Consider the following 26581-nt stretch of genomic DNA (forward strand, 5'->3'; position numbering starts at 1 on the left):
GCGGCTCCCCGGTCGCCCCGCCAGGAATCCGGTGGCGGGCCACTCCCCCTGTGGTGGCCCTCCGCCGGGCCCGGCGGGCCCGCGGCACCCACCGACGGGCAGTCGAACGGAAGGACGCACCACCCCCGTGGCCGCCGATCGGAAAGCCGCTCATCGCAAACCCAAGCAGCGTCTGTTCACCGGACCTGCTGCACGCACCGCAGCCACCCTCGCCCTCGCGGGGGTCGCCACCGCGACCGCCCTCGACGGCGCCGCCCAGGCCGATCCCCAGCCCACCCCGGCCCAGGTCGAGGCCAAGGCCGACCGGCTCTACCACGACGCCGAGGTCGCCACCGAGAAGTACAACGGCGCGAAGGAGGAGGCGGCCGCCTCCGAGAAGTCCCTCGACACCCTGCGCGACGAGGCCGCCCGCAGGACCGAGCGCCTCAACACCGCGCGCGACGCCCTCGGGTCGTTCGCGACCGCCCAGTACCGCAGCGCCGGCGTCGACCCCGCCGTCCGGCTGGCCCTGTCGTCCGACCCTGACCAGTATCTGGAGCGCGCCGCCTACGAGGACCGGGCGGGCGACCGCCAGGCCGGCGCGGTCAACGGCGTACGCCGGCAGATCAGCGACATCGCCCAGCTGCGGGCCCGGGCGCAGGACGAGCTCGCGGTCCTCGCCTCCCGCCGGGCCGACCTGAAGAAGCACAAGGACGCGGTCCGCACCAAGCTCGCCGACGCCCGCAAGCTCCTGGCCACGCTCACCGCCGAGCAGCGCGCCGACTACGAGCGCTCGGCCGACGCCACGCACGGCGGCAGCGCCCTCCGCGCCGACCGGGGCCTGGCACGCGGTTCGGTGGCCGCCCCCAACCCCCGTGCGGCGCAGGCCGTCGACTTCGCGTACGGGGCGCTCGGCAAGCCGTACGTCTGGGGCGCCACCGGGCCCGCCTCCTTCGACTGCTCCGGCCTCACCCAGGCCGCCTGGCGCGCGGCAGGAATCTCCCTGCCCCGCACGACCTACACCCAGATCAACGCCGGCCGGCGCGTCTCCCAGTCCGAACTCGCCCCTGGGGACCTGGTGTTCTTCTACTCCGGGGTCACCCACGTCGGCCTCTACATCGGCGGCGGCCAGATGATCCACGCCCCGCGCCCCGGCGCCCCGGTCCGCATCGCACCTATCGACGAAATGCCTTTCGCGGGGGCGACCCGCGTCGCATAGGCTCCCGGCCTCATGGACACCGCCATTCAGAACTACGCCCGCACGCTCGCCCTCCGGTCCCCGGACCACTACCGGTCCGGGCCGTTCACGGTGCGCCACAATCCGGACTGGGAGCTGAAGTTCGCCAATTACGCCATCCCCGACCGGGGCGCCGAACCCACCACGCAGGACATCGCGGACCTGGTCACGGCGTTCCGTGAGCACGACCGGCTGCCCCGGCTCGAGTTCCTGCCCGCCTGGGCACCCGCCGTCGAACCGGCCCTGCTGGCAGCCGGTTTCACGGTGGAGGACCGCGCGCCCGTCATGGCCTGCACGGCCGACGGCCTCCTCACACCGAAGCCGGTGGACGGCCTGCGCATCGCCGAGCCCGTCACCGACACGGAGTTCACCGACGCCGCAGCCGTCCAGCACACCGGTTTCGGCTCGGACGGCGGACCCGACGACGGCGAGATCGCCTGGCTGCGCACAGCGGCGGCGGGCGGCGGTGTCGCGGCCCTAGCCACCGTGGACGGCCGGCCCGCGGGCGCGGGCGGCTGCTCGGCCCCGGCCGACGGGATCGGCGAGCTGGCCGGCCTGGCCGTCGCCGCCCCCTTCCGCCGCCGGGGCGTGGGCGCGGCGCTCTCCGCCTGGCTGACCCGTACCGCCTTCGAGCGCGGCTACCGCACCGTGTGGCTGGAGCCGGGCGGCCCCGACGTCGAGCGGATCTACGCGAGCATCGGCTACCGCAGGGCGGGCGAGAAGCTCAACATCTCACTGAGCGCTGTCCCCGCCTGAACACGGGCCGGGCTCAGACCAGCCGCCGTGCCGTCGCCCACCGCGTCAGCTCGTGCCGGTTGGACAGCTGGAGCTTGCGCAGCACGGCCGAGACATGGGACTCGACCGTCTTGACCGAGATGAACAGCTGCTTGGCGATCTCCTTGTACGCGTACCCCCGGGCGATCAGCCGCAGCACCTCACGCTCGCGCTGCGTCAGCCGGTCCAGATCCTCGTCGACCGGCGGGGCGTCCGTCGAGGCGAAGGCGTCCAGGACGAACCCCGCCAGCCTCGGCGAGAACACCGCGTCGCCCTCCTGGACCCGGAAGACGGAGTTGACCAGGTCCGTGCCGGTGATGGTCTTGGTGACGTAGCCACGGGCGCCGCCACGGATGACCCCGATGACGTCCTCGGCGGCATCCGAGACCGACAGCGCCAGGAAGCGCACCGGGTTCTCCACCTGACCCATCATCGGGGCGCAGCGCCGCAGCACCTCGACACCGCCGCCTCCCGGGAGGTGGACATCGAGGAGGACGACCTCGGGGCGGGTCGCGGTGATCACGGTGACCGCCTGGTCGACGTCGGCGGCCTCACCGACGACCTCGACCCCGGTCTCCTCGGTACGGCCGATCTCGGCCTGGACCCCGGTGCGGAACATCCGGTGGTCATCGACGAGCACGACCCGTACCCGGCGCTCCGGGCCCCCGGTCGCTTCGGTGTTCTCGGTCATTCGCTCGTCCTCTCCATCTCCAGCTCGACTTCCGTGCCCCCGCCGGGCACGGAACGCAGCCGCGCCGTGCCGCCGTTGCGCTGCATCCGGCCGATGATTGATTCTCGTACGCCCATCCTGTCGCCCGGAACCGCGTCCAGGTCGAACCCCGGCCCCCGGTCCCGTACGGAGACGAAGACCGTGGTGCCCTCGACCTCCGCGAAGACCTGGACGGCGCCGCCCTCGCCACCGTACTTGGCGGCGTTGACCATCGCCTCGCGTGCGGCCTGCATCTGTGCCGCCAGCCTCTCGTCGAGCGGGCAGTCGCCGACGACGACGACCTCCAACGGGACTCCGTGCTTGTCCTCGACCTCGGCGGCGGCGCGCTTGACCGCCTCGGCGAGAGTCGTCGGCTCCTCGGCCTCCTCCTTGCCGGTGCCCTCCGGGTTGTACAGCCAGTTGCGCAGCTCGCGCTCCTGGGCACGGGCGAGCCTGCGGACCTCGCCGCCGTCGTCCGCGTTGCGCTGGATCAGCGTGAGCGTGTGCAGGACCGAGTCATGGACATGGGCGGCGACCTCGGCGCGCTCCTGGGCCCTGATACGCATCAGGCGTTCCTCGGAGAGGTCCTGTGCCATCCGTACGAGATAGGGGCCCGCGAGCAGCGCGATACCGGTGAACACGGCGATGGCGGCGGTCAGCGCGGTGCCGAGCTGGGCGGCCGAGCCCCGCACCACCAGGAAGGCGGCGAGGCCGAGGCCGACGAGCGCGACTCCGGCCAGGCCGCGGGCCAGGTGCAGCACCCGGCGGCGGCGGCCGACCTCGATCCAGCGGGCGCGGCGCGCGTTGTCCGCCTGGCGCCAGACCAGGATCGAGCCCGCGCCGATCAGCAGCGCCGGCCAGATGTAACGGTCCGCCTTGCTGCCCATGTCGACGTTGCCGACGAAGGTCCCGGCGCCGATGAGCAGCGCGACCAGGGCGAAGACCTGGCCGCGGTCGGGTTTGCGGAGTCTGCGGCGGCCGTCGGGGGCGGTCTCGAACAGGGACCGCTCCCCGCCGCCCGCACCTCCGACACCGCCCACCCCGAGGGGCACGACGATCCAGAACACGGCGTAGAGCAGGGCGCCGAGGCCGTCCGCGAAGAACAGCCCGAGGAAGACGAACCGGACCCAGGCGACCGGCAGCCCCAGATGCCCGGCGAGCCCGCGCGCGACGCCACCGAGCATCCGTCCGTCGGCGCTGCGGTACAGCTTGCGCGGCGCGGGCTCCTCCGGATCCGGGGCGTGGGAGCTCGGAGCTCGGGTCGTGGCTGCTGGCATGCACCGATCGTCACACGTCCCGGGGGCCCGTGGCATCAGGGTCTGCCCGGACTCGACCCTGAGGAGACCCGAGTCCCGGGGCCGGCCACGGGAGTCAGCGGACGGCCCGAGCCCGCGGACAACCTGTGCCCCCAGTCATCTCCGGGACGCAAAATCAGGGATCGGCCAGGGTCGTCACGGTCCCCACGCGGGGGTACGGGCCGTCACCATGGAGTCATGACCGTTCCCCAGGACGCCTCCCCCGGCGTCACGCCGCCCCCCGAGCCGACACCGCGGCTGCAGCGCAGCCCGCGGCAGAAAGTGGTCGCCGGGGTGTGCGGCGGGCTCGGGCGGTACTGCGACGTGGACCCGGTGATCTTCCGGATCGTGCTCGGGGTCCTCTCGGCGACGGGCGGCATCGGCCTGATCTTCTACGGCTTCGCGTGGCTGCTGCTGCCGTTGGAGGGTGAGGACGAGAACGAGGCGCGCCGGCTGCTGTCCGGCCGGGTCGAGGGCCCCTCGCTGGTCGCGCTGCTGCTGGCCCTGGTGGGGTGCGGGCTGCTGCTGACGATGCTGCACAACGGCGGCATGCTCGCCTTCGCCGCGATGCTGTCGCTGACCGTGATCGGCTTCTCGGTCTGGACCCAGCACCGCAGGACGGCCCCGCCCGATGACAAGCCGGGCACGACCGCGCACACCCCTGGAACGGCCGCGCACCCTCCCGGCCACGGGGCGCCGCCCGAGGTGAAGGCACCGCCCACACCGGGCAGCCCGTCCTGGTGGCGGGACCCGATCGTCAAGGACGGTACGACAGGGCCTGCGGGGACCGGCTATCTCTGGGGCCCGGCGAACGCGGCGTTCGAGGCGGCCGGCACCAGCGGGGGCGGGGGCCGGACGGCGGAGGACGCTCCGCACCGCCCGCCCGACCGCACGCCGGGCACCCGGGGGCCCAGGCCGATCGGCGGCCTCGTCTTCCTGCTCGCCCTGGCCGCGGGCAGCCTCGGCACGGGGATGACCTGGGACAGCCATCCGCTGGGGACCAGCCTGCAGACCGGGTTCGCCGCGGCGCTCGGCATGTTCGGCCTCGGCCTGCTGTTCGCCTCCGTCCTCGGCAGGACGGGCTTCGGCACGATCGTGCTGGCCGTGATCACGGCGGGGCTGCTCGCGGGGGCCTCCGCCCTCCCGGACAACATCACCACGGACTGGGTCCGCAAGGAGTGGCGTCCCACGTCGGTGGCCACGGTCCAGCCGAAGTACGAGCTGGGCACCGGGGACGCGAAGCTCGACCTCTCCGGGATCACCGTCCCGAAGGGACAGACACTGCGGACCCGCGTCGAACTCGGGGCGGGCCGCGCGCTCGTCGTCGTACCGGACGGGGTGACGGTCAAGGTGGACGCCGAAGCGGGCCTCGGCGACATCCAGTTCCCGTCCGACGCGCGCCAGGACGTGGACATCGCCCCGGACCGGCGCGCGCACCGGACCATCGAGCCGCCCGAGGGCAGCAAGCCGGCCGGCACCGTTGAGCTGGACCTGGAAATCGCAATCGGACAACTGGAGGTCGCCCGTGCTGCGTCATGAGATCCGCCCGGGCCGCGCGGTGGCGGGCCTCGTCGCACTGACCCTGGCGGCCGGCTACGGGGCGGACGCGGCGGGGGTGTGGAACGCGCCGTGGACGTTCTTCCTCCCCGTGTTCTTCGGCGGCCTGTGGCTGGCGGCCACGGTGACATGGGTGAGCTACGGGGTGCGGCGACGGCGGAACGCCCGGAGGGCGACGGCGGAGGCGGTGCGCGGGGGCTCCGGCGCGCATGTGGGCTGATCAGTAGTGGTCGACGGTTTGGCCTTCGGGGACCTGGTAGCAGGCTGACCTGACGTTGATACCAATGCTTGGGACAGTGTTCTTGCTGTACCCGACAATCCAGACGCTCACCTTCTTGGAGTCGTTGTCCGCGATGAGGTTGAGGTTCCTGTTCGGGCTGTTGTCGATATAGGAGTCCTTGAGGACCCATCCCCCGCCGACCAGCTTCTTCCTGAAGTTCTCCATGGCGATGTCATTGTCGGCTCCGGACTTCGGCATAAAATTCCACGGGTGGTAGACCTGGTAATGCGTGTCCGGGTCCCTTCCCTCGCATTCCGATACGCCCGGCCCCGGTTCGGATGCCTTGCCGGGCACACCCGCAAAGTCGTGGATCTGGCTGGAGACGTTCTTCACCGCGGCGACCACCTCGCTGGTGGGTGCGATCCCCGCGTAGGGAGTCCCCGCAGTCGATTCCTCCGCCGCTCCGCCCTTGGTGCTGGAAGGATCGGTGGTGTCCTTGTCAGCCATTCCACACCCACTGAGGAGAAGTCCGGTCAGTACGAGAGTCAGGGAGAAGCCGCCCCGGCGCCGCTTCCGAGTAGTAAGCCGTGGTACGCAGAGCATGCGAGTCCTATCCTGCAGGTGGAGTTGGCGACTGAGGAGCGGTGACATTGCCGTATTCGCCAACCACGACCAGTGCTTGGTTCTTCAACGCAGTAGTACCTCTGTTCCAATATTCGCTGTGACCTTCTGATCCAGTAGTGGCGTCCGGCCCGCTTCCCTCAGCTTGCGTGTTCATCTGGTTCGCACCGAATTTCTCGTCGCTGGGGAGGATGAACGTGCCACCGCCGAGTTTCCACTGGCTGCCGCCATGACCCCAGCGACCGATTTCCGGAACGGCGTCGCCGTCCGCCTCCTCGTTCCACACATGTCCCCTGGGAACATCCATCTCGTCGGCAGAACCAACCTTGACCCCGGGACTTCCGGCAAGAATCACGTCATCGGCATGGAGATCACCGGTCTCTGCCGCAGCCCCGATGAGAGTCGTCCCGTACGAGTGCCCGATAGCCGTTCGGTGCGGCTCGCCCGGACCGCTGTGTGAGGCGTCGAGCCCGTCCATGAACTGCCGGTACACAGGCGCCCCGTCGTAGGCGTAGTGCTCGAAGGGCGAGTCCTTGACGATGTCCTGCGGGGCGTCGTAACCGAGCCAGGTGACAGTCGACACGGAAGCGTTGGGAGAACCGTGGTTCGTCTGGCGCCACAGCTCGTTCATCCGATTGATGTCGCCTCCGATGCTTCCGAGGTTCGCCGTCGTACCGGGCACGAACACGGCCTGGTGCTGGGCCGTGTCGGGGTTGCCGTTCGCGATGACGGCGCGGCCGGTCCCTTCCGGGCTGAAGCCGAGAAGGTACGCCTCGGGCAGGCCTTCCTTCCCGGTGTCCGCGAAGCGGGTCTCGATGGCTTCCATGCCGTTGAGCGAGGAGGTGAGGTGGCGGTACTCATCGCCGTACTTCTTGTCCCACTCCATCCAGGCGTCCGTGTGGACCTTGGAGACGTGTCCCCCCGCGTTGATCCATGTCCACTCGTCCGCGGGCGGTCCAGGGATCGGGCCGAGCCGGATCTCGTACTCGGCCTTCTTCTCCGCGAGCACGATCCGGTTGGCCTCGTCCCTCGCGTCGGCGGGCAGGCCGTCCAGGCTTCCGACGAGGTCGGGGCGGGTGGAGAGGTACGCCCCCTGCTCCTCCGGCGTGAGCCCGTTCCACCACTCCGCGTTCTGCTGAGGGGTGGCGTCCTTCGGTGGCCCGCCGATGGAGTCGAGATACGCCTTTCCCGCGTCCAGCACACCGCGCATGTCCGACTGGGCGTCCTTCATGTCCTGGTTGGACACCGTGAGATCGTCGTCCGCTGCCAGCGCCCGGATCTTGGGCGCCCATTTCGTGTCGGCCTCCGTCGCCTCCTTGAGGGCGGCAGCAACCCGGTCCGCGATACCGAGTGCTTCCGCATGGTGGGGGTTGGCGTCGAAACCGGCGGACTGACGGCCGATGGCCTGCGCCGTCGGGTCGGTGGTCCCGCCGACCGTGCCGCCCTTGGCCGGTGGCCCGATGGCGTCCTTCGGCGGGCCCTCGGGGTAGGTGACGCTGCCGTCGGCGTTCACCGTGACCTTGAGCGCCGCCGCGTCATCGAGCGCGGACAGGAGCTTGTTCCGGGCCGCGCCCATGTCGTGGGCGAGACCGTTGAGCGCCGTACTGACCAGGCCGCATTCGATCTGCGTGTAATGGAAGTTGGCCGAGAGGAGGCTCAGCTCCTTGATCGCGGAGTCGAGGGCAAGCCCGTCCAACGACTTCCGCATGCCGGCCGCGACGACGTTCTCCACGTGCTCCTTGGCCGTGCCGGCCATGTCACTCGTCGACCGGTAGCCGTCAGCCGCTTGCGTGAACTCGGAGGGCTTCAGCGCCCTGAGGGTGGTGAGGTCCATGCCGGGCCCGTCACCGCCCCGAGTTCCGGCCGCCGATGACGGGCGTGTCGGCGTACCCGGCATCGATGACGGTGAAGGAGGGCCTGGCTGCTTCGTCCGTCGTGAGGAGGTCGCGGCCGGCCTTCTCAAGCGCCTTCTTCACGCCGCCGCAGCGCTCGTTGACCGCCTTGACGTAGCGCACCCAGGATTCGTACACATCCTTCTGGGCTCCTGCCGCCAGGCACCCCGTTTCACCGGCGAGCCCGTGCTGCCCGTCCTCCAGCCGGTTCAGGGCCTTGCCGATTCCCTCCCGCAGGCTGCCGACGCCCTCGCCGGCCCTGTTCCAGGCCTGCCGGCTGGACTTCAGGCCGCCGGTGCCACCGGCGGCCGGTGTGGCGCCCGGCCCCTCACCGGCCGGATGCTGAGCGAGCTGTGTCGGCACCGAACTCTGCCGGCCCGCGCCCTGCTTCAGCTGTTCCCATTCGTCCCACGCCACGCGTACCCCATCCCCGTGACCCGGGCCGCACCCAGGTGAGTACCTTTCCAACGGGTTCGTGGCCAGGGAGGTTGTTCCCACGGACGGGTGGCGACGCGGTCGGCCGATGGACAGCTACCGGCTCAGCGGGTGCGGGTCAGCCGATCTTCGGGGCATCATCGGGCAGCTCCACCGCCGTGCAGTACTCCACCCGGGCGGTCATGAAGCGGGTGAGGTCCGCTGCGAGGGCCGTGACCTCTTCCTGGGCGGCCGGGTCCTTGAGGTGGTCCTCGTCGCCCCCGACGCTGGTGTGCGTCTCCAGCAGGATGGGGCCACCTTTGCTGCCCTTGCATCCGACGTAGAGGGAAACGGTGTTCCCCTCGATGAAGCCCTTCTCGGTCCCCCAGGACAGGGGCGTGTTGCCGGGCTTGGCGGCGTCCTGGGAGACGTCATCGGAGCTGTAGTCGTCTTCGCTCAGGATGAGGAATTTCTCGAAGTGGAGGGAGTGTCCCCCGGCGCTCAGGCTGCACTTCCAGGTCGTGGACACGGAGGTGGCCGAGTAGGAGCCCCACAGATAATCCTCCTTGTAGGCCTCTCCGCGTTCAGGCAGCAGATCTCGCACCGCGCCCCCAGGAAGCGCGTCGGCACAGACGCGGTCCGGGACGGTGACCGTTGGTTCCCCCGGCCACAGGGCCCAGGCACCGAGTCCGATCAGGACAACCGCGCCGACGCTCACCGGGGCGACCAGTCGCTTGCGCACCGCTCGCCCTCAGCCGATCTTCGGCGCACTGTCGGGCAGGTCGGCGTCGCCGGCCGCCGCGCCCGAGGGGACGGAGACGATCGCGCTGCCGCTGCCGTTGATGAGGATGTTGTGCTTGGCGACGTCGTCGATGACGGTCTGCAGCGCTTCCTTGTGCTTCTTGAAGTCGGCGCTCGCGTCCCGCAGGATTCCGTGCACGCTCTTCGCCTGGCCGGCGACGTCCTGGAACTCGGCTGCGATCTTGGTGACGAACTGCTTGGAGACCGTGGCGTTCTCGCCCTTCCAGTCCGCCGCGTTCGCCTGTGTCTCCAGGGCCTTGGCGCTCGTACCGCCACCACCCGTGGCCAGGGTGCTGAGCTTCGTGTGCATGGTCGACCAGTCGGACACCGCGGTGTCCAAGGTGCCCAGACGCAGATCGGTGAGTTCCTGCGCCGTCATCGCTTCTGCTGCCATAACGCTGCCCAGCCCCGTAGCTATCGGTGGTGATCAGTGCGTGCGAGCTATTTGATGTACTCGTCGATCTTCGACGCGGAGATCGAGGTATCGATGTGGACATCGTCCTTGGAGTGCTGTGCGCGCGTGAAGTCGAAGTGGTTCGAGATGTGCGCGCACCCCTCCTTCAGGGTGCTGGTCTGGCTGTTCCACGCGTCGTGCAGTTCGGTCAGCGCGGAGCCCATGTCGAGACCGTCGTTGAAGAGGTCGATCGACGCGGTGAACGTACTGGCGCGGGCGAAGTCGCTGTCCGTGCTGAACTGCTGACGCAGTTCGTACGCCGTGTTGCCCAGCTTCCCCAACTGGTCGTCGTGCACGACCAGGTCACCCGCTGGAGCTGCCGCCCCCGCCTGGCGCGGGGGCCTCGTTGAGCTGCATGCGCGCGGAGTTCCTCTCCGCGACATCGCCCTTGAGCTGTTCCCATTCGTCCCATGCCATGCGCCGGCCCCTTCCCCGTACGTCGGCAGGCCTGTGTGGCCGCCGCCGCTCCGATCACGTTAACAACTTGCGTGTGAGGCACACCCTCCGGCGGCGTACTGATACCAATTACTCACGATCGAAGGGCCTCTCCCACATACGCCAGGCCCGGCAGGCCCTCAGGCCGGTCGTCGCTGCACGGCGTCGGCGATGACCGCTGTCACGAGCTTGCCGACGACATCCGTGGTCGGCGGACCGGGATCACGGTCACGTTCGCGGTCCCGTTCACGGTCACGGTCCGCGAACGCGAGATGCCCGCCACCGACCAGGGAGAGCGTGAGGGAGTCGATGTCGGCGTCGGCCGCGAGGCGCCCCAGCTCGCGCTCGTCGGCCAGATAGGCGGAGATCGCGGCCGTGGCCTCGGCGAGGATCGCGATGCCGCCTCCGGGCCTGGCCTGCCGCAGCCGCGCGCGCAGCTCGTCCCGGAAGGTGATGAGCGGGATGATCGCCACCGGGATCGGTCCGAACAGGGTGGTCAGCGCCTCGGTGAGATTGTCGGCCACCGTGCCGGCGCCCACGGACTCGCGCAGCGCGCCCGCCTGGAGCTCCAGTTGGGCGGCCCGGTCGAGCACGAGGTCGGCGAGGAAGGCGTCGAAGTCGGCGAAGTGCCGGTGGAGGACGCCTTTGGCGCAGCCCGCCTCGTCGGTCACCGCCCGGCTGGTCAGCCCGTTGGGGCCGTCCCGCAGAAGCACGCGTTCGGCAGCGTCGAACAGCTGCTGTCGTGCGTCGCGTAGGTGCACCCCGGTCGGCATCCACAGATCCTCTCCGTATCGGCGCCCATTGCCCAGTGGGCATGTGCCCACTAAAGTGGGCGCATGCCCACACTACCGCGAGAGCAACCGGAACCACCGCCCTCGAAGCCGTACGAGGCCCGGCGGACAGCCGAGTCGTTCGGCGTGGACGCACCACGCTACGACCGGGTCAGGCCCGGCTATCCCGACGCGCTGGTGGCCCGGATCATCGCCGGGAGTCCAGGACCCGACGTGCTCGACATCGGCACCGGCACCGGCATCGCGGCCCGCCAGTTCCAGGCCGCCGGCCGCACCGTGCTGGGCGTCGAGCCCGACGCGCGGATGGCCGGCTTCGCGCGGGCCCGCGGCCTGGAGGTCGAGGTGGCGGCCTTCGAGGACTGGCAGCCCGCCGGCCGGACCTTCGACACGGTCGTCGCCGCCCAGTCGTGGCACTGGGTGGATCCGGTCGTCGGCGCAGCGAAGGCCGCACAGGTGCTGCGCCCAGAGGGACGGCTGGCGATCTTCGGCCATGTGTACGAGCCACCCGCCGAGGTGGCCGAGCCGTTCGCCGCCGCGTACCGGCGGGCGGCACCCGACTCCCTGCTCAGCGGCCAGCCGGCCCGGCGACCGCTCGACCTCTACCGGTCGGGGTACGAGCGGTTCGCCGACACGATCCGCGAGACCGGGCAGTTCGAGGAGCCCGAGCAGTGGCGATTCGACTGGGAGCGGCCCTACACCCGCGACGAGTGGCTGGACCTGCTGCCCAGCACCGGCGGACTCACCCGGCTCCGCCCCGATCAGCTGGCGGAGATCCTGGACGCGGTCGGGGCCGCCATCGACGCGCTGGGCGGCAGCTTCACGATGAGCTACACCACCCTGGCCGCGACCGCGGTACGCGCCGGCTAGCGGCCCCACGCCCCTCGCCGGCGGCGCCCGAACAGCGCGTCCAGTGACCAGTAGGGCGCGCCCGCGAGCAGGAGAGGCACCCAGCAGAACAGATACGGGAGGTCGTTGCCGTAGTAGTACGGCGTGCTCTGCCAGCTCACGGTCAGCCACAGGCTCAGCGAGATCAGCACCCCGCCGAGCGCCGCCACCCGCGCCCGGAGGCCGGCCAGGGTGCCGAGGCCGACGAGGAGTTCGCCGATCGCGATGGCGTAGCCGAAGCCCTCGGGGCTCTTCAGGGCCAGATCGACGAGGCCCGGGATCGCCGCGCTGTCGCGTACGGCGTGCATCATCTCGCCGATGGACCCGGCCCCGCTCGCCGACAGGAACGCGCTGTCGGTCAGCTTGTCGAGGCCCGCGTAGACGAACGTGACGCCGAGGAAGATCCGCAGGGGAAGGAGCGCGTACTGCCCCGCCTGGTCCCGGAGACTTCTCGGCTCGTCCAGCCCGTAGGAACCGCCCCTGTACCCCTGCATCACTGCCCCTCTTTCCGTTGGCCTTTCAACAGACCATACGTACGCCCGTGGGGCCCGGGTCACCAGGAGTACGGCTCGGTCGTGCGGCTCAGTCCGTGACATCGATACGGCAGGAGTTCGTCTCCACTCCCGCCGCCGTGACGACCTGTACCTCCACGACGCCGGGTTCCACCTCGACGGGCACCGGAACGGTGAGCACGGTGTCCGCGGGGTTGGCGAACCCCCCGGTGACCGGGATCAGCGGCACATGCACATGCACCCGCCCGATCCTGACGACCACCCGCGCCAGCCGGTCGGGGGTCCCCGAGCCCGGAGGCACGAATCCGGCGCCGCGGATCTCGATGTCGTCGCCCGTACGGATCGGGGCGTCGAGGTCCCCCGCCTCCCTGGAACGGACGACCGACAGGATGACCGGCCGGCCGCCCTCCGCGTACTTCCCCGCGAAGTACGTCGCCGCCGATACGGCCACCAGGACCGCCAGGCCCCACGGCAGATCCGGCAGTTGCTCGGGGCGGCGCGCCAGGCGGACCACGGCGAACAGCACGGCGACGGTGCTGACCAGCACGTACTGCACGTCCGTGAAGCTGCCGCGCCCGGAGTCGTCGGTCAGCAGATCGGAGGCCCGCGGGCGGTCGGCCCGCAGCTTCTGCAGCCGCTGCCCCAGCACGCGTACGGTGACCACCCGGCGTACGACGACGGCGACCGCACACACCAACGCGAGCACGGCCAGCACACCGGCGGACCGGACCAGGTCCAGGCCCTCGATCAGCGCGTCCCGGTCCGCGTGGGCGGATGCCCCGGCCAGTTGCAGCGCGAGGACGAGGACGGCGAAGACGGCGAGCAGCACCCAGGAGGCGGCGACCGTACGGGAGGTGGAGAGCCGGTTGTCCTCGCCGATCAGCGGGGCAAGGAGGCCGCCGCGGCCCCGGTGCACGCGGGCGGCGCCGGTCAGCAGGCCGGCGGTGACGAGTGCGGCGAGCAGGCCCGCCGTGCGGGCGGTGGACCAGCCGGCGCCGATGGCGGTGGCCGCCTCTCCGATGGCCAGCAGGGCGACGCCGCCCCAGACCACGGCAAGGGTGCGCCGCCAGAGGGCGTGGAGCCAGGCGTCACCGGCCTCACGGCTGCGGTCGGCGACCGTACGGGCCGACTCGGTCAACTCGTCCGACACCCACTGCCGCGACGCGGACACCGACTGGGCGACGCCGCCTGGCAGGCCCTGACCTGCGGCGAGTTCGTCCCGCTTGGTGAGGAAGGCCGCCACGGCCCGCCGGTGGCCTTCGCGTGCTCCGTGCGGGCAGTCGCCGCACGTACAGCCACCGCCGTGCGCACTGTGCGCCCTCGCCTCGTCCAACGCCACGGAGAACGCCGCCCTTTCCCGCCCTGGTAGAACCAACTCGCCTGTGATTACCGCGAATTGTGCCGTACGGAGCGGTCTCGTCCCGCATCGGGGCGGGCCTGGGGCGGGTGTCGTAGAAATGTGCGAATTTCAGGCGCTGAGCACGAGGTAGGCGAGGCCGAGCGTTCCGCGGTATCCCCCGTAGTACCCGGTGCGGCGGGCGTCGACGGCCTCGGTCACCTCGGCGTGCAGCGGGTGCCCGGGATGGGCCAGCGCCCAGCGCTCGCCGCGCCCGATGTTGGCGGCGGACTCGAAGAGGTCCCACTCACGCTGGTCGGCGACAGTCGCCTGGAGCACCCGCAGCCCGGCCGCCTCCGCCTGCCGGACCAGGCCCAGGAGCGATTCGAAGTCGTCCGGCACCGCGTCGAGGCCCTCCAGCGCGGCGGGCGAGGGCTCCCGCTCCCAGAACCCGTCGCCGAACAGCACCCTGCCGCCGGGGCGCACGGCTGCCCGCAGGGCCTTCAGCGCATCGGGGGTGCCGCCGGGCCAGGCGTGCGCGGCGCCGATGGAGACGGCGAGGTCATAGCCGTCCCCCTCCGGGTCGCCCCGGTATTCGGCGGCCGGCACCTCGTGGAACCGCACCCGGTCGGTGAGGCCTCGCTCCTGCGCCAGGCGCAGACCCCGCGCGACGGCGTCCGGGTCGGTCTCGATGCCGTCGCCGGTGGAGCCGGGCGCGGCCTCGACCAGACGCATCAGCAGCTCGCCCCAGCCGCTGCCGAAGTCGGCGATCCGGGCGCCGGGAGCCGGGGCGCAGGCCGAGATCAGCTGGGCGGCGTGCTCCTCGGACAGCGGGGTGTTCCACGTGAGGCGGTGGTTGCCGGGGGCGGACATGAGGGCGCGGACTTCTTCGGCGGACATGGGAATGCACCATGCCACCGGCGGAGGAGCGCTGCCATCGATTTAGCGGGTGCGCCGCCGGTGGACCGCGGTGAGGTCGATGTCGAGGGGAATGGGCACGTCGAGTTTGAGGGTGTTGTGATAGATCCCCGTCGCGGTGTACGCCCTGAGAGTGGGATCGAGTTCGTAGACGTATACGACGGGCAGACCGTCGCTACCCTGCTCGACCCGCCAGAAGTGCACGACACCGGCGGCGGCGTATTTCCGGGGTTTGACATCCCTGTCCCTGACCGCGGACTCCTCCGAGACGACCTCCACCGCCAGAAGGACGTCCTCCGGTCGGAGACACGTCTCCTTGGGGCCCGTATCCGCGTCCAACGAGACCACGAGCACGTCCGGCTCGGGCCGGTTCCGGCTGTCCAGCTTGACGCTGAACTCACGAAATACATCGAGTTCGTCCGGTGCCTGGTCAAGGAGGGAATTCTCCAGCAGACGCATGGTCCGCATGTGAAACCTGGTCTGCGGACTCATGAAGATAAGACCCCCGTCGATCAGCTCCGTGTGCCGCGGCAGGTCCGGAAGCCGATCGAGGTCCTCCGCCACCCAGCCCTGGGGCGGGGGCACGGGGTAGTGGTAGTGCTCGGCCACTTCATCGTCGGGTGCGGCACTCATGATTGCTCCCATGGGGCAGAGTCTCGTCTCCTCGGCCAGCGTACCCACCCGATACGCGGATGCCGCCGCCCAGACGAATGAGCGACGGCATCGGCGTTGACCTCAGAGGGCGGGGATCACTCCCACTCGATCGTCCCCGGCGGCTTGCTCGTCACGTCGAGCACCACGCGGTTGACGTCGGCGACCTCGTTGGTGATGCGGGTGGAGATCTTCGCCAGCGTCTCGTACGGCAGGCGCGACCAGTCGGCCGTCATGGCGTCCTCGGAGGAGACCGGGCGCAGCACGATCGGGTGGCCGTAGGTGCGGCCGTCGCCCTGGACGCCGACGCTGCGGACATCCGCGAGCAGGACCACGGGGCACTGCCAGATGTCACGGTCCAGGCCGGCCGCCGTCAGCTCCTCGCGGGCGATGGCGTCGGCCTCGCGCAGCAGGTCGAGCCGCTCCTTGGTGACGTCGCCGACGATACGGATCCCGAGGCCGGGGCCGGGGAACGGCTGGCGCTGCACGATCTCGTCCGGCAGGCCGAGCTCCTGGCCGACCATCCGGACCTCGTCCTTGAACAGCTGGCGCAGCGGCTCGACGAGCTGGAACTCGATGTCGTCGGGAAGCCCGCCCACGTTGTGGTGGGACTTGATGTTGGCGGTGCCGGTGCCGCCGCCGGACTCGACGACGTCCGGGTAGAGGGTGCCCTGGACGAGGAAGGCGACCTCGGGGCCGTCCTCCTGGAGGATCTCCAGCTGGGCCTGCTCGAAGACGCGGATGAACTCGCGGCCGATGATCTTCCGCTTCTGCTCCGGGTCGGACACATCGGCCAGGGCGTCGAGGAAGCGCTTCTCCGCGTCGACGACCTTCAGCTTCGCGCCGGTCGCGGCGACGAAGTCCTTCTCGACCTGCTCGGTCTCGCCCTTGCGCATCAGACCGTGGTCGACGTACACGCAGGTCAGCTGGGAGCCGATGGCCTTCTGCACGAGGGCGGCGGCGACCGCGGAGTCCACGCCGCCGGAGAGGCCGCAGATGGCGCGCTTGGTGCCGACCTGCTCGCGGATCAGGGCGACCTGCTCCTCCACGACGTTGGTGGTCGTCCAGGTGGGCTCGATGCCCGCGCCCCGGTAGAGGAAGTGCTCCAGGACCTGCTGGCCGTAGGTCGAGTGCATGACCTCCGGGTGGTACTGGACGCCGTAGAGCTTCTTCTCGTCGTTCTCGAAGGCCGCGACCGGGACGACGTCCGTGGACGCGGTCACGGTGAAGCCCTCGGGGGCGGCGGAGCAGGCGTCGCCGTGCGACATCCAGACCGGCTGCTCGGAGGGGGTGCCCTCGAAGAGGGTGGAGCCGGCCTTGGAGACGGCGAGCGAGGTGCGGCCGTACTCACGAGCGCCGTTGTCGTCGACCGTGCCGCCGAGGGTGGTGGCCATGAGCTGGAAGCCGTAGCACATGCCGAAGACCGGGACGCCGGCCTCGAACAGCGCACGGTCGAGGCTGGGCGCGCCCTCCGCGTACACCGAGGACGGTCCGCCGGAGAGGATGATCGCCCGGGGGTTCTTGGCCAGCATCTCGGCCACCGGCATCGTGGACGGGACGATCTCGCTGTAGACCCGGGCCTCACGGACGCGTCGGGCGATGAGCTGGGCGTACTGCGCGCCGAAGTCGACAACCAGGACGACGTCGGTCGTGGTGTCGGGGGCGGCGGGGGGTGCTGCGGGCACGGGGCGGCCTTCCGGCGGTGGAGAGGGGGTCGGTCCTCCCAATTCTACCGGCCGTGGAGCAGCGCCCCGCCGGGCTCCCGTCTCACCATCCGGGCCCGGCGTGGACCCCGCCGGTGAGCGGGTCCATACTTGCCCCATGCATCAGCACACGACCTTCGTCTTTACCTATGGCACCCGGCCCGCCGGCTGCCATGGTCGTGCTGCTTGAGCAACTGACAAGCAACTTTTCCAGGCGCCCCGGGCCACAGGCCCGGGGCGTTCTGGCGTTCCGGACCCGTCGCTCCGGGGGCCTTCGGCCCACCAGGAGTCACAGATGACCAGCACCGCACCCACGAAGACCGCCGCCGAGCGGACCGGCGCGCACACCGACGAGGCCGCGTCCCTGATCGGGGGCGCCCGGGCGCGCATCGACGCGCTGGACGACCGGATCATCGGCCTCGTCCAGGAACGGATGGCCGTATCGGCGGTGATCCAGGAGGCCAGGATCACGTCCGGGGGCCGCCGGGTGAACCTCTCCCGGGAGATGGACGTCCTCAACCACTACAGCGACGCCCTGGGCAAGCCGGGCACGGCACTCGCCATGACGCTGCTGGAGCTGTGCCGCGGCCGGGTGTGACCGTAGGGGCGGGACGGTGCGCTTCCGGCCGGGACGTGCACGGGCGGACGGTTCACGGCCGGGAAGGCTGTACGGCCGCACCCGCGTTCGGGCGCGGTCTCACCCGTACGGCGCGTGACCGCGCCCCGCACGGCTTCGTTGGTCCTGGTGTCCGTGCCAGCCAGGGGCGGCATCGGTTGGGATCCACGCGTGGCTCCGCCGGGACGTGTGACGTACCTCAGGTACGTCGTGGGACCACGGCCCGGCGCGTGTGACCGGTCGGCAGGGGACAGCGGACCGGTCACCCAAGAGCGGCTGGTTCCGGGGACGCCCGGGACCGGCCGCCTACGGACCGGACGTCACACCGGCCGCCTACGGACCGGACGTCGCAGTCGGGCCGGTCACGGTCGGGCCGGTCACGGACCGGCCGCCCACGGGGCGCCAGGACCGGGCTCAGGTGTCCGACGCCGCCGTCCTCGGTGGCACCGCCGGCATCCCCAGGAACGGCAGCTTCAGCGCCCCGAACGCCTCCTCAGGCACTGCGGGCGCCTTCGGCTCCACCGCTGCGAGCCGCTCGTACGCCGCGTCCTGCGCGGGGCGCGGGTCCGCCTCTCCCTTGTTGGGCCAGAAGGACATCGCGCGCTCCGCCTGCGCCGTGATGGTCAGCGACGGGTTGACTCCCAGGTTGGCGGAGACCGCGGCGCCGTCGACCACGGAGATGCCCGGGTGTCCGTACAGCCGGTGGTACGGGTCGATGACGCCCTCGTCCGGGCTCGCCCCGATCGGGCAGCCGCCGAGGAAGTGCGCGGTGAGCGGGGTGCCCATCAGCTCCCCGATGTTCGACCCCGGGAAGCCGTTGATCTCCTCTGCGAGCAGTGTCGCGCCCTGGGTGGCCTCCGCTATCTGCGTCGGGTTGGGCGAGCCGTGGCCCTGCCGGGCGGTGAGCAGGCCCTTGCCCACACCGCCGGGCTTGCGGTACGCGGTCAGCGAGTTGTCCAGCGACTGCATGACGAGCCCGATGATGGTCCGCTCCGACCAGCGCCGGTTGGACAGCGAGCGCACCAGGAGCAGCGGATGCTTGGCCACGTTGCCGAACCAGCTCAGTACTCGGTGGGTGCTGTAGGGCACCTGGAGGATGGTCATCGCGCCCATCGCGTTGGACCCCTTGCCGTAACGCACCGGCTCGATGTGGGTGTTCGCGTCCGGGTGGATCGACGAGGTGATGGCGACGCCCCGGGTGAAGTCGGCCTTGGCGGTGCCGTGCTTCTTGCGGTAGCGGCGGTCGCTGGTCTGCGCCCCCACGAGGCCTTCGGAGTTGGTGCGGGTCAGCTCGCCGAGGCGGGACGACAGCCGGGGCAGCAGCCCTTCGTCCTTCATCGTGTGCAGCAGGGTCTGGGTGCCGTAGGTACCGGCCGCGATGACCACCTTCCGGGCCCGCAGCACGGACGGTGCGGCCTTACGGCGCCGGTGCGTGGGCACGGTCGACACGCGGTAGCCGCCGTCCTGGCCGTCCGTGACCGCGACGACGGACGTCATCGGGTGGATGACGGCACCGGCCTTCTCCGCCAGGTACAGGTAGTTCTCGTTGAGCGTGTTCTTCGCGCCGTGCCGGCAGCCCGTCATGCACTCCCCGCACTGGGAGCAGGCCTTGCGTGCGGGGCCCGCGCCACCGAAGTAGGGGTCGGGGGTCTCGACGCCCGGCTTCGTACGCGCCGTGCCGTCGGCGTCCCGGCCGTCGCCGAAGAACACACCGACCGGGGCGAGGTGGAAGGTGTCACCGACGCCCATGGCCTCGGCCACGGACTTGAGATGGACGTCCGCCGGGGTCTCGGTCGGGTTGAGCCGCACCCCGAGCATCCGCTTCGCCTGGTCGTAGTACGGCGCCAGTTCGTCCTTCCAGTCGGTGATGTCCGCCCACTGGCGGTCCTCGAAGAAGGGGGTGGGCGGCACGTACAGGGTGTTGGCGTAGTTGAGGGAGCCGCCACCGACGCCCGCGCCGGCCAGCACCATCACCTTGCCCAGCAGATGCACCCGCTGGATGCCGAACAGGCCGAGCGCGGGGGCCCACAGGTAGTTCTTGATGTCCCAGGAGTTCTTGGGCAGCGTCGCGCGGGTGAAGCGGCGGCCCGCCTCCAGGACACCGACCCGGTATCCCTTCTCGCTCAGCCGAAGGGCCGAGACCGCGCCACCGAAGCCCGAGCCGACGACGATGACGTCGTAGTCGTACGCGTCGTCGTTCGTGTCGTCGTCCGCCTGAGCGGACAGGTCGGCCTGTTTCTGGGCAGGGCTGTCCTGGGACATGGCTCTCCTCGGTACGAAAAGGGCAGGTAGGGGTGGGGGTGGGGTCAGCGCAGCCGGAAGGCCTTCATCGCCTTGAGACTGCGGTTCATGAAGGCGGCGTACTTCTCGTCGTCCATCCCGAAGGCCGGCGCGAGGGGGATCAGCCGCTGCTGGGCGACCGTCTGGGCCTCGGTGAACTTCAGGATGCCCTCGGAGCCGTGCCGCCGGCCGAGTCCGGAGTCCTTCATGCCGCCCATGGGCGACTGGACGCTGCCGTACGCGGGTGCGTATCCCTCGTTGATGTTGACGGTGCCGGTCCGCAGCCGGGCGGCGACGCGGTGGCCGCGCCCGGCGTTCTTCGTCCAGACGCTGGAGTTGAGACCGTAGGGGGTGGCGTTGGCGAGGGACACGGCCTCGTCGTCGTCGCCGAAGCGGTAGACGGAGACGACCGGGCCGAAGGTCTCCTCGCCGCAGACGGCCATGGGTGCCTCGACGCCGTCGAGGATCGTCGGCTCGTAGAACAGCGGGCCGATGTCGGGGCGGGCGACGCCGCCCGCGACGAGCGTCGCACCCTTCTCGACGGCTTCCGCCACGTGCCGGCTGACGGTCTCCAGCTGCCGCTCGCCGACGAGTGACCCCATGTCGGCGCCGTACGCGAGGGAGTTGCCGAGCCGCATGGCCTTCGTGCGGGCGGCGAAGCGCTCCAGGAAGGCGTCGGCCACCGACTCGTGGACGTACAGCCGCTCGATGGAGATGCAGAGCTGCCCCGCGGAGGAGAAGCAGGCGCGGACGGCGCCCGCCGCGGCCTTCTCCACGTCGGCGTCCTCCAGGACGAGCATGGCGTTCTTGCCGCCGAGTTCGAGGGACACGCCGACGAGCCGGGCGGCAGCTCCTTGGGCGACCTCGCGGCCGGTCCTGGTGGAGCCGGTGAAGGAGACGTAGTCCGCGCGGCTGACGACCTCCGGGCCGACGACGGGGCCCTCGCCGATGACGACCTGGAACACCTCGGCGGGCAGTCCGGCCTCGATGAGGAGGTCACGGGCCCACAGGGCGGTCAGCGCGGTCTCCGTGTCGGGCTTCATCACGACGGCGTTGCCGGAGACGAAGGCGGGGAGCGCGTCGCCGACGGAGAGTTCGAGCGGGTAGTTCCAGGGGGCGATCTGGCCGATGACCCCGCGCGGCTGGCGCAGCTCGGTGACCTTGGTGAGGGTCGGGACGACCCCGGTGTGCCGCTTCGGCTTGAGGTACGAGGTGGCCCTGCGCCCGTAGTGCCTGGCCGCGACGGTGACGGCCTGCACCTCCTCGTGGGCGTGCAGCCGGGCCTTGCCCGTCTCCAGCTGGATGAGGTCGAGGACCTCGGACTGGCGACGCAGGACCAGGTCGTGGAAGCGGAGCAGCACGGCGGCCCTGGCCCGGACGGGGGTCGCGGCCCAGGCGGGCTGGGCCGCACGGGCGCGGTCGAAGGCGGCTGCGACGTCCTCGGGAGTGGACTCGGGCAGGTCGGCCAGCTTCTCCCCCGTGAAGGGGCTGTGGTTGGCCGTGCGGCCGGAGCCGGCGACGTCACGTGTCAGCCGGGCGATCACCTCGGGTGTGACCACATCGGCGGCGGTGCGCGCGCCCGCCGGGGCGGCGGCCACCGGATTGGTGCCGACGCGCGTGCCGGAGGCGGCGGAGGTGGGCGTGGAGGCCTGCGAGTCCGTCATGAGGGCGAGAGTATGTCGGCCCGCCCACTTTGGGTACCCGTGGGTAACAGTTTTCACAGACCCTGCCAAAGACTCCACGCCGCACCCCGCCATACAGCCAGTGATCACTGGCGGCATAACCGCTGATCAGGGGCGATCCCCCGACCCTCAGCCCGTCTGCTCCGGCGGTTCCCAGCCGCGCAGCACCGTCTCGAACAGCTTCTCGGTCTCGTCCCAGTCGTCCTCGGGGCCCGTCATGAAGAACGCGTACTCCGGACCGCCCGCCTCGGCGAAGTACATCTGGTCGATGCCGTGGCGCGGTCCTGGGAAGTCCTTGGACTCGACCCAGGTGAACTCCCAGAAAGAGCCTGGGCGGTCGCGGAAGATGTTCTCCTCCAGCGTCAGCCGCTGGTAGTCGGGCAGCCGCACGGCCAGGTCCTTCTCGATGCCCTGCATGTGCGCGTACGAGTCGGCGTAGTCGGGCTGCGGATCGAGGCTGATCCGGATGCGGTGCGCTCCGCCGTCCGGGGTGTAGTCGATCTGGCCCTCGTTCAGCTGCCGCTCCCAGCCGTCGGGCACGACGAGGCTGAAGCCCTCGGGGTCGGTGACCTTCTTCCAGCCGTCGGGGACCTTCTTCGTGCCCTGCTTGTCCTTCTCCTTGCCAAATGGATCGTCCGCGGCCCCGGTGGAGGACGCCTCGGGGGGCGGGCCCGCCGTGCTCTGCTCCTTCGCCCCTGCGGAGGCGTTCCCCGTCTTCATCGCGACCAGGCCCACAGCCCCGCCGATCAGGGCGGCGGCCAGGACGACCAGCAGCGCGGTGCGCCAGGGTCGCCGGGCCCGCCGGACGGGGGTGGACGCCGTGGTGTGCGGAGGCACCGTGGTGTGCGGGGGCGCCGGCTGCTCGGGCAGGGGCTGGGGCAGGTGCGTGGTGGAGCCGTCCGGGGCGGAGAAGGCCCGCATGTCGTCCTCGGAGACCCGCTGCGTCGGCACGTGCGCCTGCGCGGCCCGGGGCTTCCGCCCCTCCATCGCGTCCAGCAGCATGCGCTCCGCCTCCTCGGCCGTCGGCCGGTCCGCGGGGTCCTTGCGCAGCAGCGCGGTGATCACGGGCGCCAGCGCGCCCCCGCGCAGCGGCGGGGGCGGCTCCTCCGTCACGACCGCCTGCATGGTGGAGATGGGGGACGAACGGCGGAAGGGCGAGGCGCCCTCGACGGCCGTGTAGAGCGTGGCACCCAGCGACCACAGGTCGGACGCGGGGCCCGGATCGCCGCCGCGCACCCGCTCGGGTGCCAGATAGTCGATGGAGCCCACCAGCTCACCGGTCCTGGTGATGGTGGAGTCGCCCTCGATCGCGGCGATACCGAAGTCGGTCAGCAGGACCTGGCCGTCCCGCGCGAGCAGGACATTGCCCGGCTTCACGTCCCGGTGCAGGACACCCGCAGCGTGGGCGGCCCGCAGCGCGCCCAGCACATGGAGCCCGATCCTGGCCGCCTCACGCGGGACGACCTCGCCCGAATCCTTGGTCGCGTCGGCGAGGGAGGGCCCGTCGACGTACTGCATGACGATCCAGGGGCGGTCGTCGTACTCGATGACGTCATGGACGGTGACGACTCCCGGGTGCGTGATCCGGGCCGCGGCGCGCGCCTCCTTCTGCGTACGCGCGTGCAGCACGGCACGGTCGGCCTCGGCGACATAGAGCCCGGCGGTCAACTCCTTGACCGCGACGGTCCGGTGGAGCACCTCGTCCTGGGCACGCCACACCTTGCCCATGCCGCCCCGGCCCAGTACGTCACCCAGCCGGTACCGTCCGGCCAGCAGGATTCCCGAGTTCGTGCCCTGCGCGTGTTCCACGTGTGTCCTCGCCCCGTTCCTTGGGACGACAGGGTACGGAGGGGAGACCGTACGACGTAACCTCCCCTCCCCCACGAAACCTCACTGTGATGCTTGTCGCGTTCCGCTGTCGCCCTGTCAGGAGTCCACGCGGTACGAAGACATCGCCTGTTCGTAGATCTCGGAGACCTTGTCCCGCTCGTTCTCCGGGCCGATGACCTGGATGACGTGGTACCTGCCGTCCACGATCATGACCAGGTTACGGACGTACACCTGACGGCCGCCGCTCTCCTGCCAGGTGAACTGACCCTCCGCCATGGCCTGGCGCCCGACGTCGACACGGCGCAGACCGGTGGAGGTGGCCCAGCTGGACTCCCGGAAGGCCTTCAACTCGGGTTCCGCGGTGCGCTGGTAGTCCAGCGGGTCGCTCCCGTTGGCCTTGACGGTGTCCCGGCCGGGCACGACGAGCACGGTGAAACCGTCGCTGCCGTAGTGGACCTGACGGTCCGAACCCGCCGGACTGCGCTGCCAGTCCTCCGGCACACCGATCTCGAAGCCCTCGGCGTCCTTGCGCAGCTTGTAGCCCTTCGCGAGGGCTACGGCGGAGCGGCTGGTCTGCGGCTTCTCCGACCCGGTGGAGCCCGACGACCCCGACGACCCGCCGGCCTTCGTCGCACCGGCGGACGGGCTGCTGCCGTCACCCGGGTCGGCCGGCGCGCCGGAGCCCGAGGGCGCGGCCCCCGACTCCGCACCGGATCCCGACCTGGGCATGAACAACACGGCGTAGGCGATGGCTGCCACGATCAGCAGAAGGATCAGCACCAGCAGCAGCCGGCCGAGCCGGCGCGGCGCCCGGCCACCCGGCGGCGGCTGGCGCAGCACCTTGGGGCCCTTGGGCTCACGCGGGGCGCGCGCCGGCTTCTCGTACGGCGGCGGCTCCTGCACCTGCTGCTGCTCGTACGGCTGTGGCTTCTCGCGGCGCTGCGCCTTTCCCTGACGGTGCCGGCCTTGCGCCGCGCCACCGCGTCCCCAGCGGCGGCGCACCAGCTCGCCCCGACGGCGTACGACCGGGAGGCGGGTGGCGTCGGCGGGCGGCAGCGTGACGATGTCGGCCCCCGCCTCCGGCTCGGGGGCCGAGCGCACGAGGGAACGCAGCCAGCCGCTCAGCTCCTCGACATCGGGGCGCTCCGTGGGGTCCTGACGCAGCAGCGACTCGACGACGGGCCGCAGCGCACCGCACTCCTCCGCGAAGGCGGGTGGCTCACCGCAGACCATCTGGACGAGCTCCGCTGCGCTCTCCTCCGGATAGGGCGCGTGGCCCTGCACGGCGCGGTACAGCAGCGCGCCGAGCGCCCACAGGTCGGTGGAGGGGCCGATGGGCGGGGCGAGCTGCCAGTTGTCATGGACCGGTCCCGCCTGCTCGGGCGCCCACCGCTCGGTGACGGCACCGACCACGGCGATACGGGCCTGCCGGGCGCGTTCGGCGGCGAGGGGGGTCGCCGGGCCGCGATAGGCGGGGGTGCTGCCGCTTCCCGCGACGACCTCGTCCCACCCCCCGGCGGGCGCGGTACGGGCGGCCACCGGCTGCGGCAGCCGGTCCTGGCGCTCCACGGGCCCGGCGCCGAGGCGCCGGGAGTCGGCGCGCAGCGCGTCCTCGCCGGAACCGCCCGGCGCTCCGGAGCCGCCCGCGGGCACGGGGCGGCCCGAGCCGGGGCCGTCGTCCCAGGTGCCGGCGAGGTGGACGCGCCGGCCGGGGGGCGTGGGCCCGGGGCCCTCGTCGTCGTCATCCTCGTCGTCATCGTCGTCGTACGCATACGGGTACGGGTCGTCGGCCGCCCTGCCCCAGGTACCGGTCAGCTGCGGCCGTCCAGGAGCGGGAGGGACGGCGGGGGGTGCGGTGGACCCCTCCGCGCCCTCGGGCTCCGCGGGCTCCTCCGCGCCGGGGGCGTCGGCGCGGTCGTGTTCCGCGCGCCTGCGGTCCTCGCCGGCGCGCGCCGCGGCGCGGGCCCCCGCGCGATAGGCGGCGATGGCTCCGGCCCGGGCTGCGCGCAGCTGCGCGGCACTGCCCTCCCCGGGCTCCGCGACCGGCAGGGCGTGAGGCGGGGCGTGGGGCGGCGCGTGGGCCGGGGCCACCTCGATCTCGGCGCGGGGTCCGGGGGCCGGCACTCCGTCGCTGGACGCCCTGGGGGCGGGCAGGGCCTCCGGCGCGGGCGGGCTGTCGGACTCGGGCAGGACGTCGGCCCAGGGCAGGGCGGAGTCCGGCTCGTCGGGCGCGGGGGCCTCGTACGGACCGGACTCCACCGCGGGGGCCTCGTACGGCCCGGACTCCACGGCCGGGGGCTCGTACGGCCCGGTGGGGCCCGATTCGACCGCCGGCGGACCGTAGGCGTTCTCCTCGTCAGGATCCGTACGGGGCCCCGGAACATAGCCGCACAGCGCCTCCTCGGCCGCGCCCGCCGCAAGACCCGTCAGCACCACGCGGCCGTCGTCGCAGACCAGCACCGTGCGGACCGTGATGTTGCGGTGCGTCCAGCCGTGCGCGTGCAGCACCCGCAGCGCCGTGAGCACGTCGGAGCCGATCTCGGCGGCCCGGTAGGGGTTGAGGGGCCGCTCCGCGAGGAGCGCGGCGAGCGGCCTGGCCGCGACCAGTTCGCTCACTATCCAGAGCGATCCCGCCTCGGCGAACACGTCGAAGACCTGGTCCAGACGCGGATGGTCGGGCACCTGGGCAGCCGCCTGCGCGGCCTCGATCGCCCGCCGGACCGCGGGATCCGTGGACCGCCGCACCGTACGCCCGGTGGCGCGCCTGGCCGATGGCAGACCGTCGGCGTCCAGCACCTCCGCGTCCACGACCTCCGGTAACGGCACCTGCCGCACCAGGACTTCCTGTCCGCTGTAGGTGTCGAAGGCCCGCGTCTCGACCAGTTCGAAGGCATCGGACGGGGGCAGCGGAAGGCGGTAGCGGTCGGCAAGTACCCGACCCGCGTAGTCGTCCACGACGCCTCCCCAGAGCGCGCTGTCCCCCGGTCAC

At 71.4% G+C, this 26581-nt stretch carries 23 protein-coding genes and 1 pseudogene; 6 read left to right on the forward strand and 18 right to left on the reverse strand.

Translation table 11 applies throughout. The annotated features are described in order from the left end of the window. Nucleotides 1-127: 127 nt before the first annotated feature. Together AB0C75_RS08565 and AB0C75_RS08570 are read left to right on the forward strand one after the other, a co-directional pair. Entirely contained in the window at nucleotides 128-1198 is a 1071-nt protein-coding gene (locus tag AB0C75_RS08565) for a C40 family peptidase (RefSeq protein ID WP_362888411.1), read from the forward strand. A gap of 12 nt (nucleotides 1199-1210) precedes the next feature. After that, nucleotides 1211-1972 (forward strand): GNAT family N-acetyltransferase, encoded by a 762-nt coding sequence (locus tag AB0C75_RS08570; RefSeq protein WP_362888413.1) that lies wholly within the window; start codon nucleotides 1211-1213, stop codon nucleotides 1970-1972. Nucleotides 1973-1985: 13 nt separating this feature from the next. On the opposite strand, the gene AB0C75_RS08575 is transcribed toward AB0C75_RS08570, so the two are convergent. Then, the gene (locus AB0C75_RS08575) at nucleotides 1986-2681 is read right to left on the reverse strand and encodes a response regulator transcription factor (protein WP_362888415.1); all 696 of its coding nucleotides are present in this window, start codon (nucleotides 2679-2681) and stop codon (nucleotides 1986-1988) included. Continuing rightward, entirely contained in the window at nucleotides 2678-3976 is a 1299-nt protein-coding gene (locus AB0C75_RS08580; RefSeq protein WP_362888417.1) for a PspC domain-containing protein, read from the reverse strand. Before AB0C75_RS08580 ends, AB0C75_RS08575 begins: the two co-directional genes overlap by 4 nt. A 216-nt stretch (nucleotides 3977-4192) precedes the next feature. Here AB0C75_RS08580 and AB0C75_RS08585 point away from each other — a divergent pair, with 216 nt between their 5' ends. Together AB0C75_RS08585 and AB0C75_RS08590 are read left to right on the forward strand one after the other, a co-directional pair. Further along, nucleotides 4193-5533, forward strand: a complete 1341-nt coding sequence (locus AB0C75_RS08585) for a PspC domain-containing protein (protein WP_362888419.1) — start codon at nucleotides 4193-4195, stop codon at nucleotides 5531-5533. Then, on the forward strand, nucleotides 5520-5771 hold the full coding sequence (locus tag AB0C75_RS08590) for a hypothetical protein (protein WP_362888421.1): 252 nt from the start codon (nucleotides 5520-5522) through the stop codon (nucleotides 5769-5771). The genes AB0C75_RS08585 and AB0C75_RS08590 overlap by 14 nt, the downstream gene beginning before the upstream one ends. Here AB0C75_RS08590 and AB0C75_RS08595 read toward each other — a convergent pair whose 3' ends face one another. The 7 genes and pseudogenes from AB0C75_RS08595 to AB0C75_RS08625 form a co-directional block, all read right to left on the reverse strand. Further along, entirely contained in the window at nucleotides 5772-6278 is a 507-nt protein-coding gene (locus AB0C75_RS08595) for a hypothetical protein (RefSeq protein ID WP_362888423.1), read from the reverse strand. 103 nt (nucleotides 6279-6381) lie between these two features. Beyond that, a complete protein-coding gene (locus AB0C75_RS08600) occupies nucleotides 6382-8226 on the reverse strand; it encodes an alpha/beta hydrolase (protein ID WP_362888424.1) in 1845 nt (614 codons plus the stop codon). Nucleotides 8227-8236: 10 nt separating this feature from the next. Next, entirely contained in the window at nucleotides 8237-8701 is a 465-nt protein-coding gene (locus AB0C75_RS08605; protein ID WP_362888426.1) for a hypothetical protein, read from the reverse strand. Nucleotides 8702-8837: 136 nt separating this feature from the next. Continuing rightward, nucleotides 8838-9440 carry a hypothetical protein gene (locus AB0C75_RS08610; protein WP_362888428.1) on the reverse strand — a complete coding sequence of 201 codons (603 nt, stop codon included), beginning with the start codon at nucleotides 9438-9440 and terminating at the stop codon, nucleotides 8838-8840. Nucleotides 9441-9449: 9 nt separating this feature from the next. After that, nucleotides 9450-9893: a hypothetical protein gene (locus AB0C75_RS08615; RefSeq protein WP_362888430.1), complete on the reverse strand. Its 444-nt coding sequence runs from the start codon at nucleotides 9891-9893 to the stop codon at nucleotides 9450-9452. Between the two features lie 47 nt (nucleotides 9894-9940). Beyond that, nucleotides 9941-10370 (reverse strand): annotated as a pseudogene (locus tag AB0C75_RS08620) (hypothetical protein). A 158-nt stretch (nucleotides 10371-10528) separates the two neighbouring features. Continuing rightward, complete coding sequence (locus tag AB0C75_RS08625; protein ID WP_362888432.1) at nucleotides 10529-11161, reverse strand: TetR/AcrR family transcriptional regulator; 633 nt, start codon at nucleotides 11159-11161, stop codon at nucleotides 10529-10531. Between the two features lie 63 nt (nucleotides 11162-11224). On the opposite strand from AB0C75_RS08625, the gene AB0C75_RS08630 reads away from it, so the two are divergent. Next, nucleotides 11225-12046: a class I SAM-dependent methyltransferase gene (locus tag AB0C75_RS08630; protein WP_362888434.1), complete on the forward strand. Its 822-nt coding sequence runs from the start codon at nucleotides 11225-11227 to the stop codon at nucleotides 12044-12046. Here the strand turns inward: AB0C75_RS08630 and AB0C75_RS08635 are convergent. The 5 genes from AB0C75_RS08635 to guaA form a co-directional block, all read right to left on the reverse strand. After that, on the reverse strand, nucleotides 12043-12558 hold the full coding sequence (locus tag AB0C75_RS08635; protein ID WP_362888436.1) for a DoxX family protein: 516 nt from the start codon (nucleotides 12556-12558) through the stop codon (nucleotides 12043-12045). The two genes, AB0C75_RS08630 and AB0C75_RS08635, sit on opposite strands and share 4 nt — an antisense overlap. An 88-nt stretch (nucleotides 12559-12646) precedes the next feature. Continuing rightward, the gene (locus AB0C75_RS08640) at nucleotides 12647-13915 is read right to left on the reverse strand and encodes a hypothetical protein (RefSeq protein ID WP_362888438.1); all 1269 of its coding nucleotides are present in this window, start codon (nucleotides 13913-13915) and stop codon (nucleotides 12647-12649) included. Between the two features lie 129 nt (nucleotides 13916-14044). Beyond that, nucleotides 14045-14812, reverse strand: a complete 768-nt coding sequence (locus AB0C75_RS08645; protein ID WP_362888440.1) for a class I SAM-dependent methyltransferase — start codon at nucleotides 14810-14812, stop codon at nucleotides 14045-14047. A 42-nt stretch (nucleotides 14813-14854) separates the two neighbouring features. Next, on the reverse strand, nucleotides 14855-15463 hold the full coding sequence (locus tag AB0C75_RS08650; protein ID WP_362888441.1) for a Uma2 family endonuclease: 609 nt from the start codon (nucleotides 15461-15463) through the stop codon (nucleotides 14855-14857). 116 nt (nucleotides 15464-15579) lie between these two features. Next, complete coding sequence (guaA, locus tag AB0C75_RS08655) at nucleotides 15580-17166, reverse strand: glutamine-hydrolyzing GMP synthase (RefSeq protein ID WP_362888443.1); 1587 nt, start codon at nucleotides 17164-17166, stop codon at nucleotides 15580-15582. A gap of 313 nt (nucleotides 17167-17479) precedes the next feature. Here guaA and AB0C75_RS08660 point away from each other — a divergent pair, with 313 nt between their 5' ends. Further along, nucleotides 17480-17782 carry a chorismate mutase gene (locus AB0C75_RS08660; RefSeq protein WP_362888445.1) on the forward strand — a complete coding sequence of 101 codons (303 nt, stop codon included), beginning with the start codon at nucleotides 17480-17482 and terminating at the stop codon, nucleotides 17780-17782. 432 nt (nucleotides 17783-18214) lie between these two features. Here AB0C75_RS08660 and AB0C75_RS08665 read toward each other — a convergent pair whose 3' ends face one another. The 4 genes from AB0C75_RS08665 to AB0C75_RS08680 form a co-directional block, all read right to left on the reverse strand. After that, nucleotides 18215-20062 (reverse strand): GMC family oxidoreductase, encoded by a 1848-nt coding sequence (locus AB0C75_RS08665; RefSeq protein ID WP_362888447.1) that lies wholly within the window; start codon nucleotides 20060-20062, stop codon nucleotides 18215-18217. A 44-nt stretch (nucleotides 20063-20106) separates the two neighbouring features. Next, nucleotides 20107-21744 (reverse strand): succinic semialdehyde dehydrogenase, encoded by a 1638-nt coding sequence (locus tag AB0C75_RS08670; protein WP_362888449.1) that lies wholly within the window; start codon nucleotides 21742-21744, stop codon nucleotides 20107-20109. A gap of 147 nt (nucleotides 21745-21891) precedes the next feature. Further along, on the reverse strand, nucleotides 21892-23571 hold the full coding sequence (locus AB0C75_RS08675; protein ID WP_362888451.1) for a protein kinase: 1680 nt from the start codon (nucleotides 23569-23571) through the stop codon (nucleotides 21892-21894). 117 nt (nucleotides 23572-23688) lie between these two features. Further along, nucleotides 23689-26547: a protein kinase gene (locus AB0C75_RS08680; protein WP_362888453.1), complete on the reverse strand. Its 2859-nt coding sequence runs from the start codon at nucleotides 26545-26547 to the stop codon at nucleotides 23689-23691. Nucleotides 26548-26581 lie beyond the last annotated feature (34 nt).

Origin of the sequence: Streptomyces sp. NPDC048565, from assembly GCF_040650935.1 — a bacterium.
Classification (GTDB): domain Bacteria; phylum Actinomycetota; class Actinomycetes; order Streptomycetales; family Streptomycetaceae; genus Streptomyces.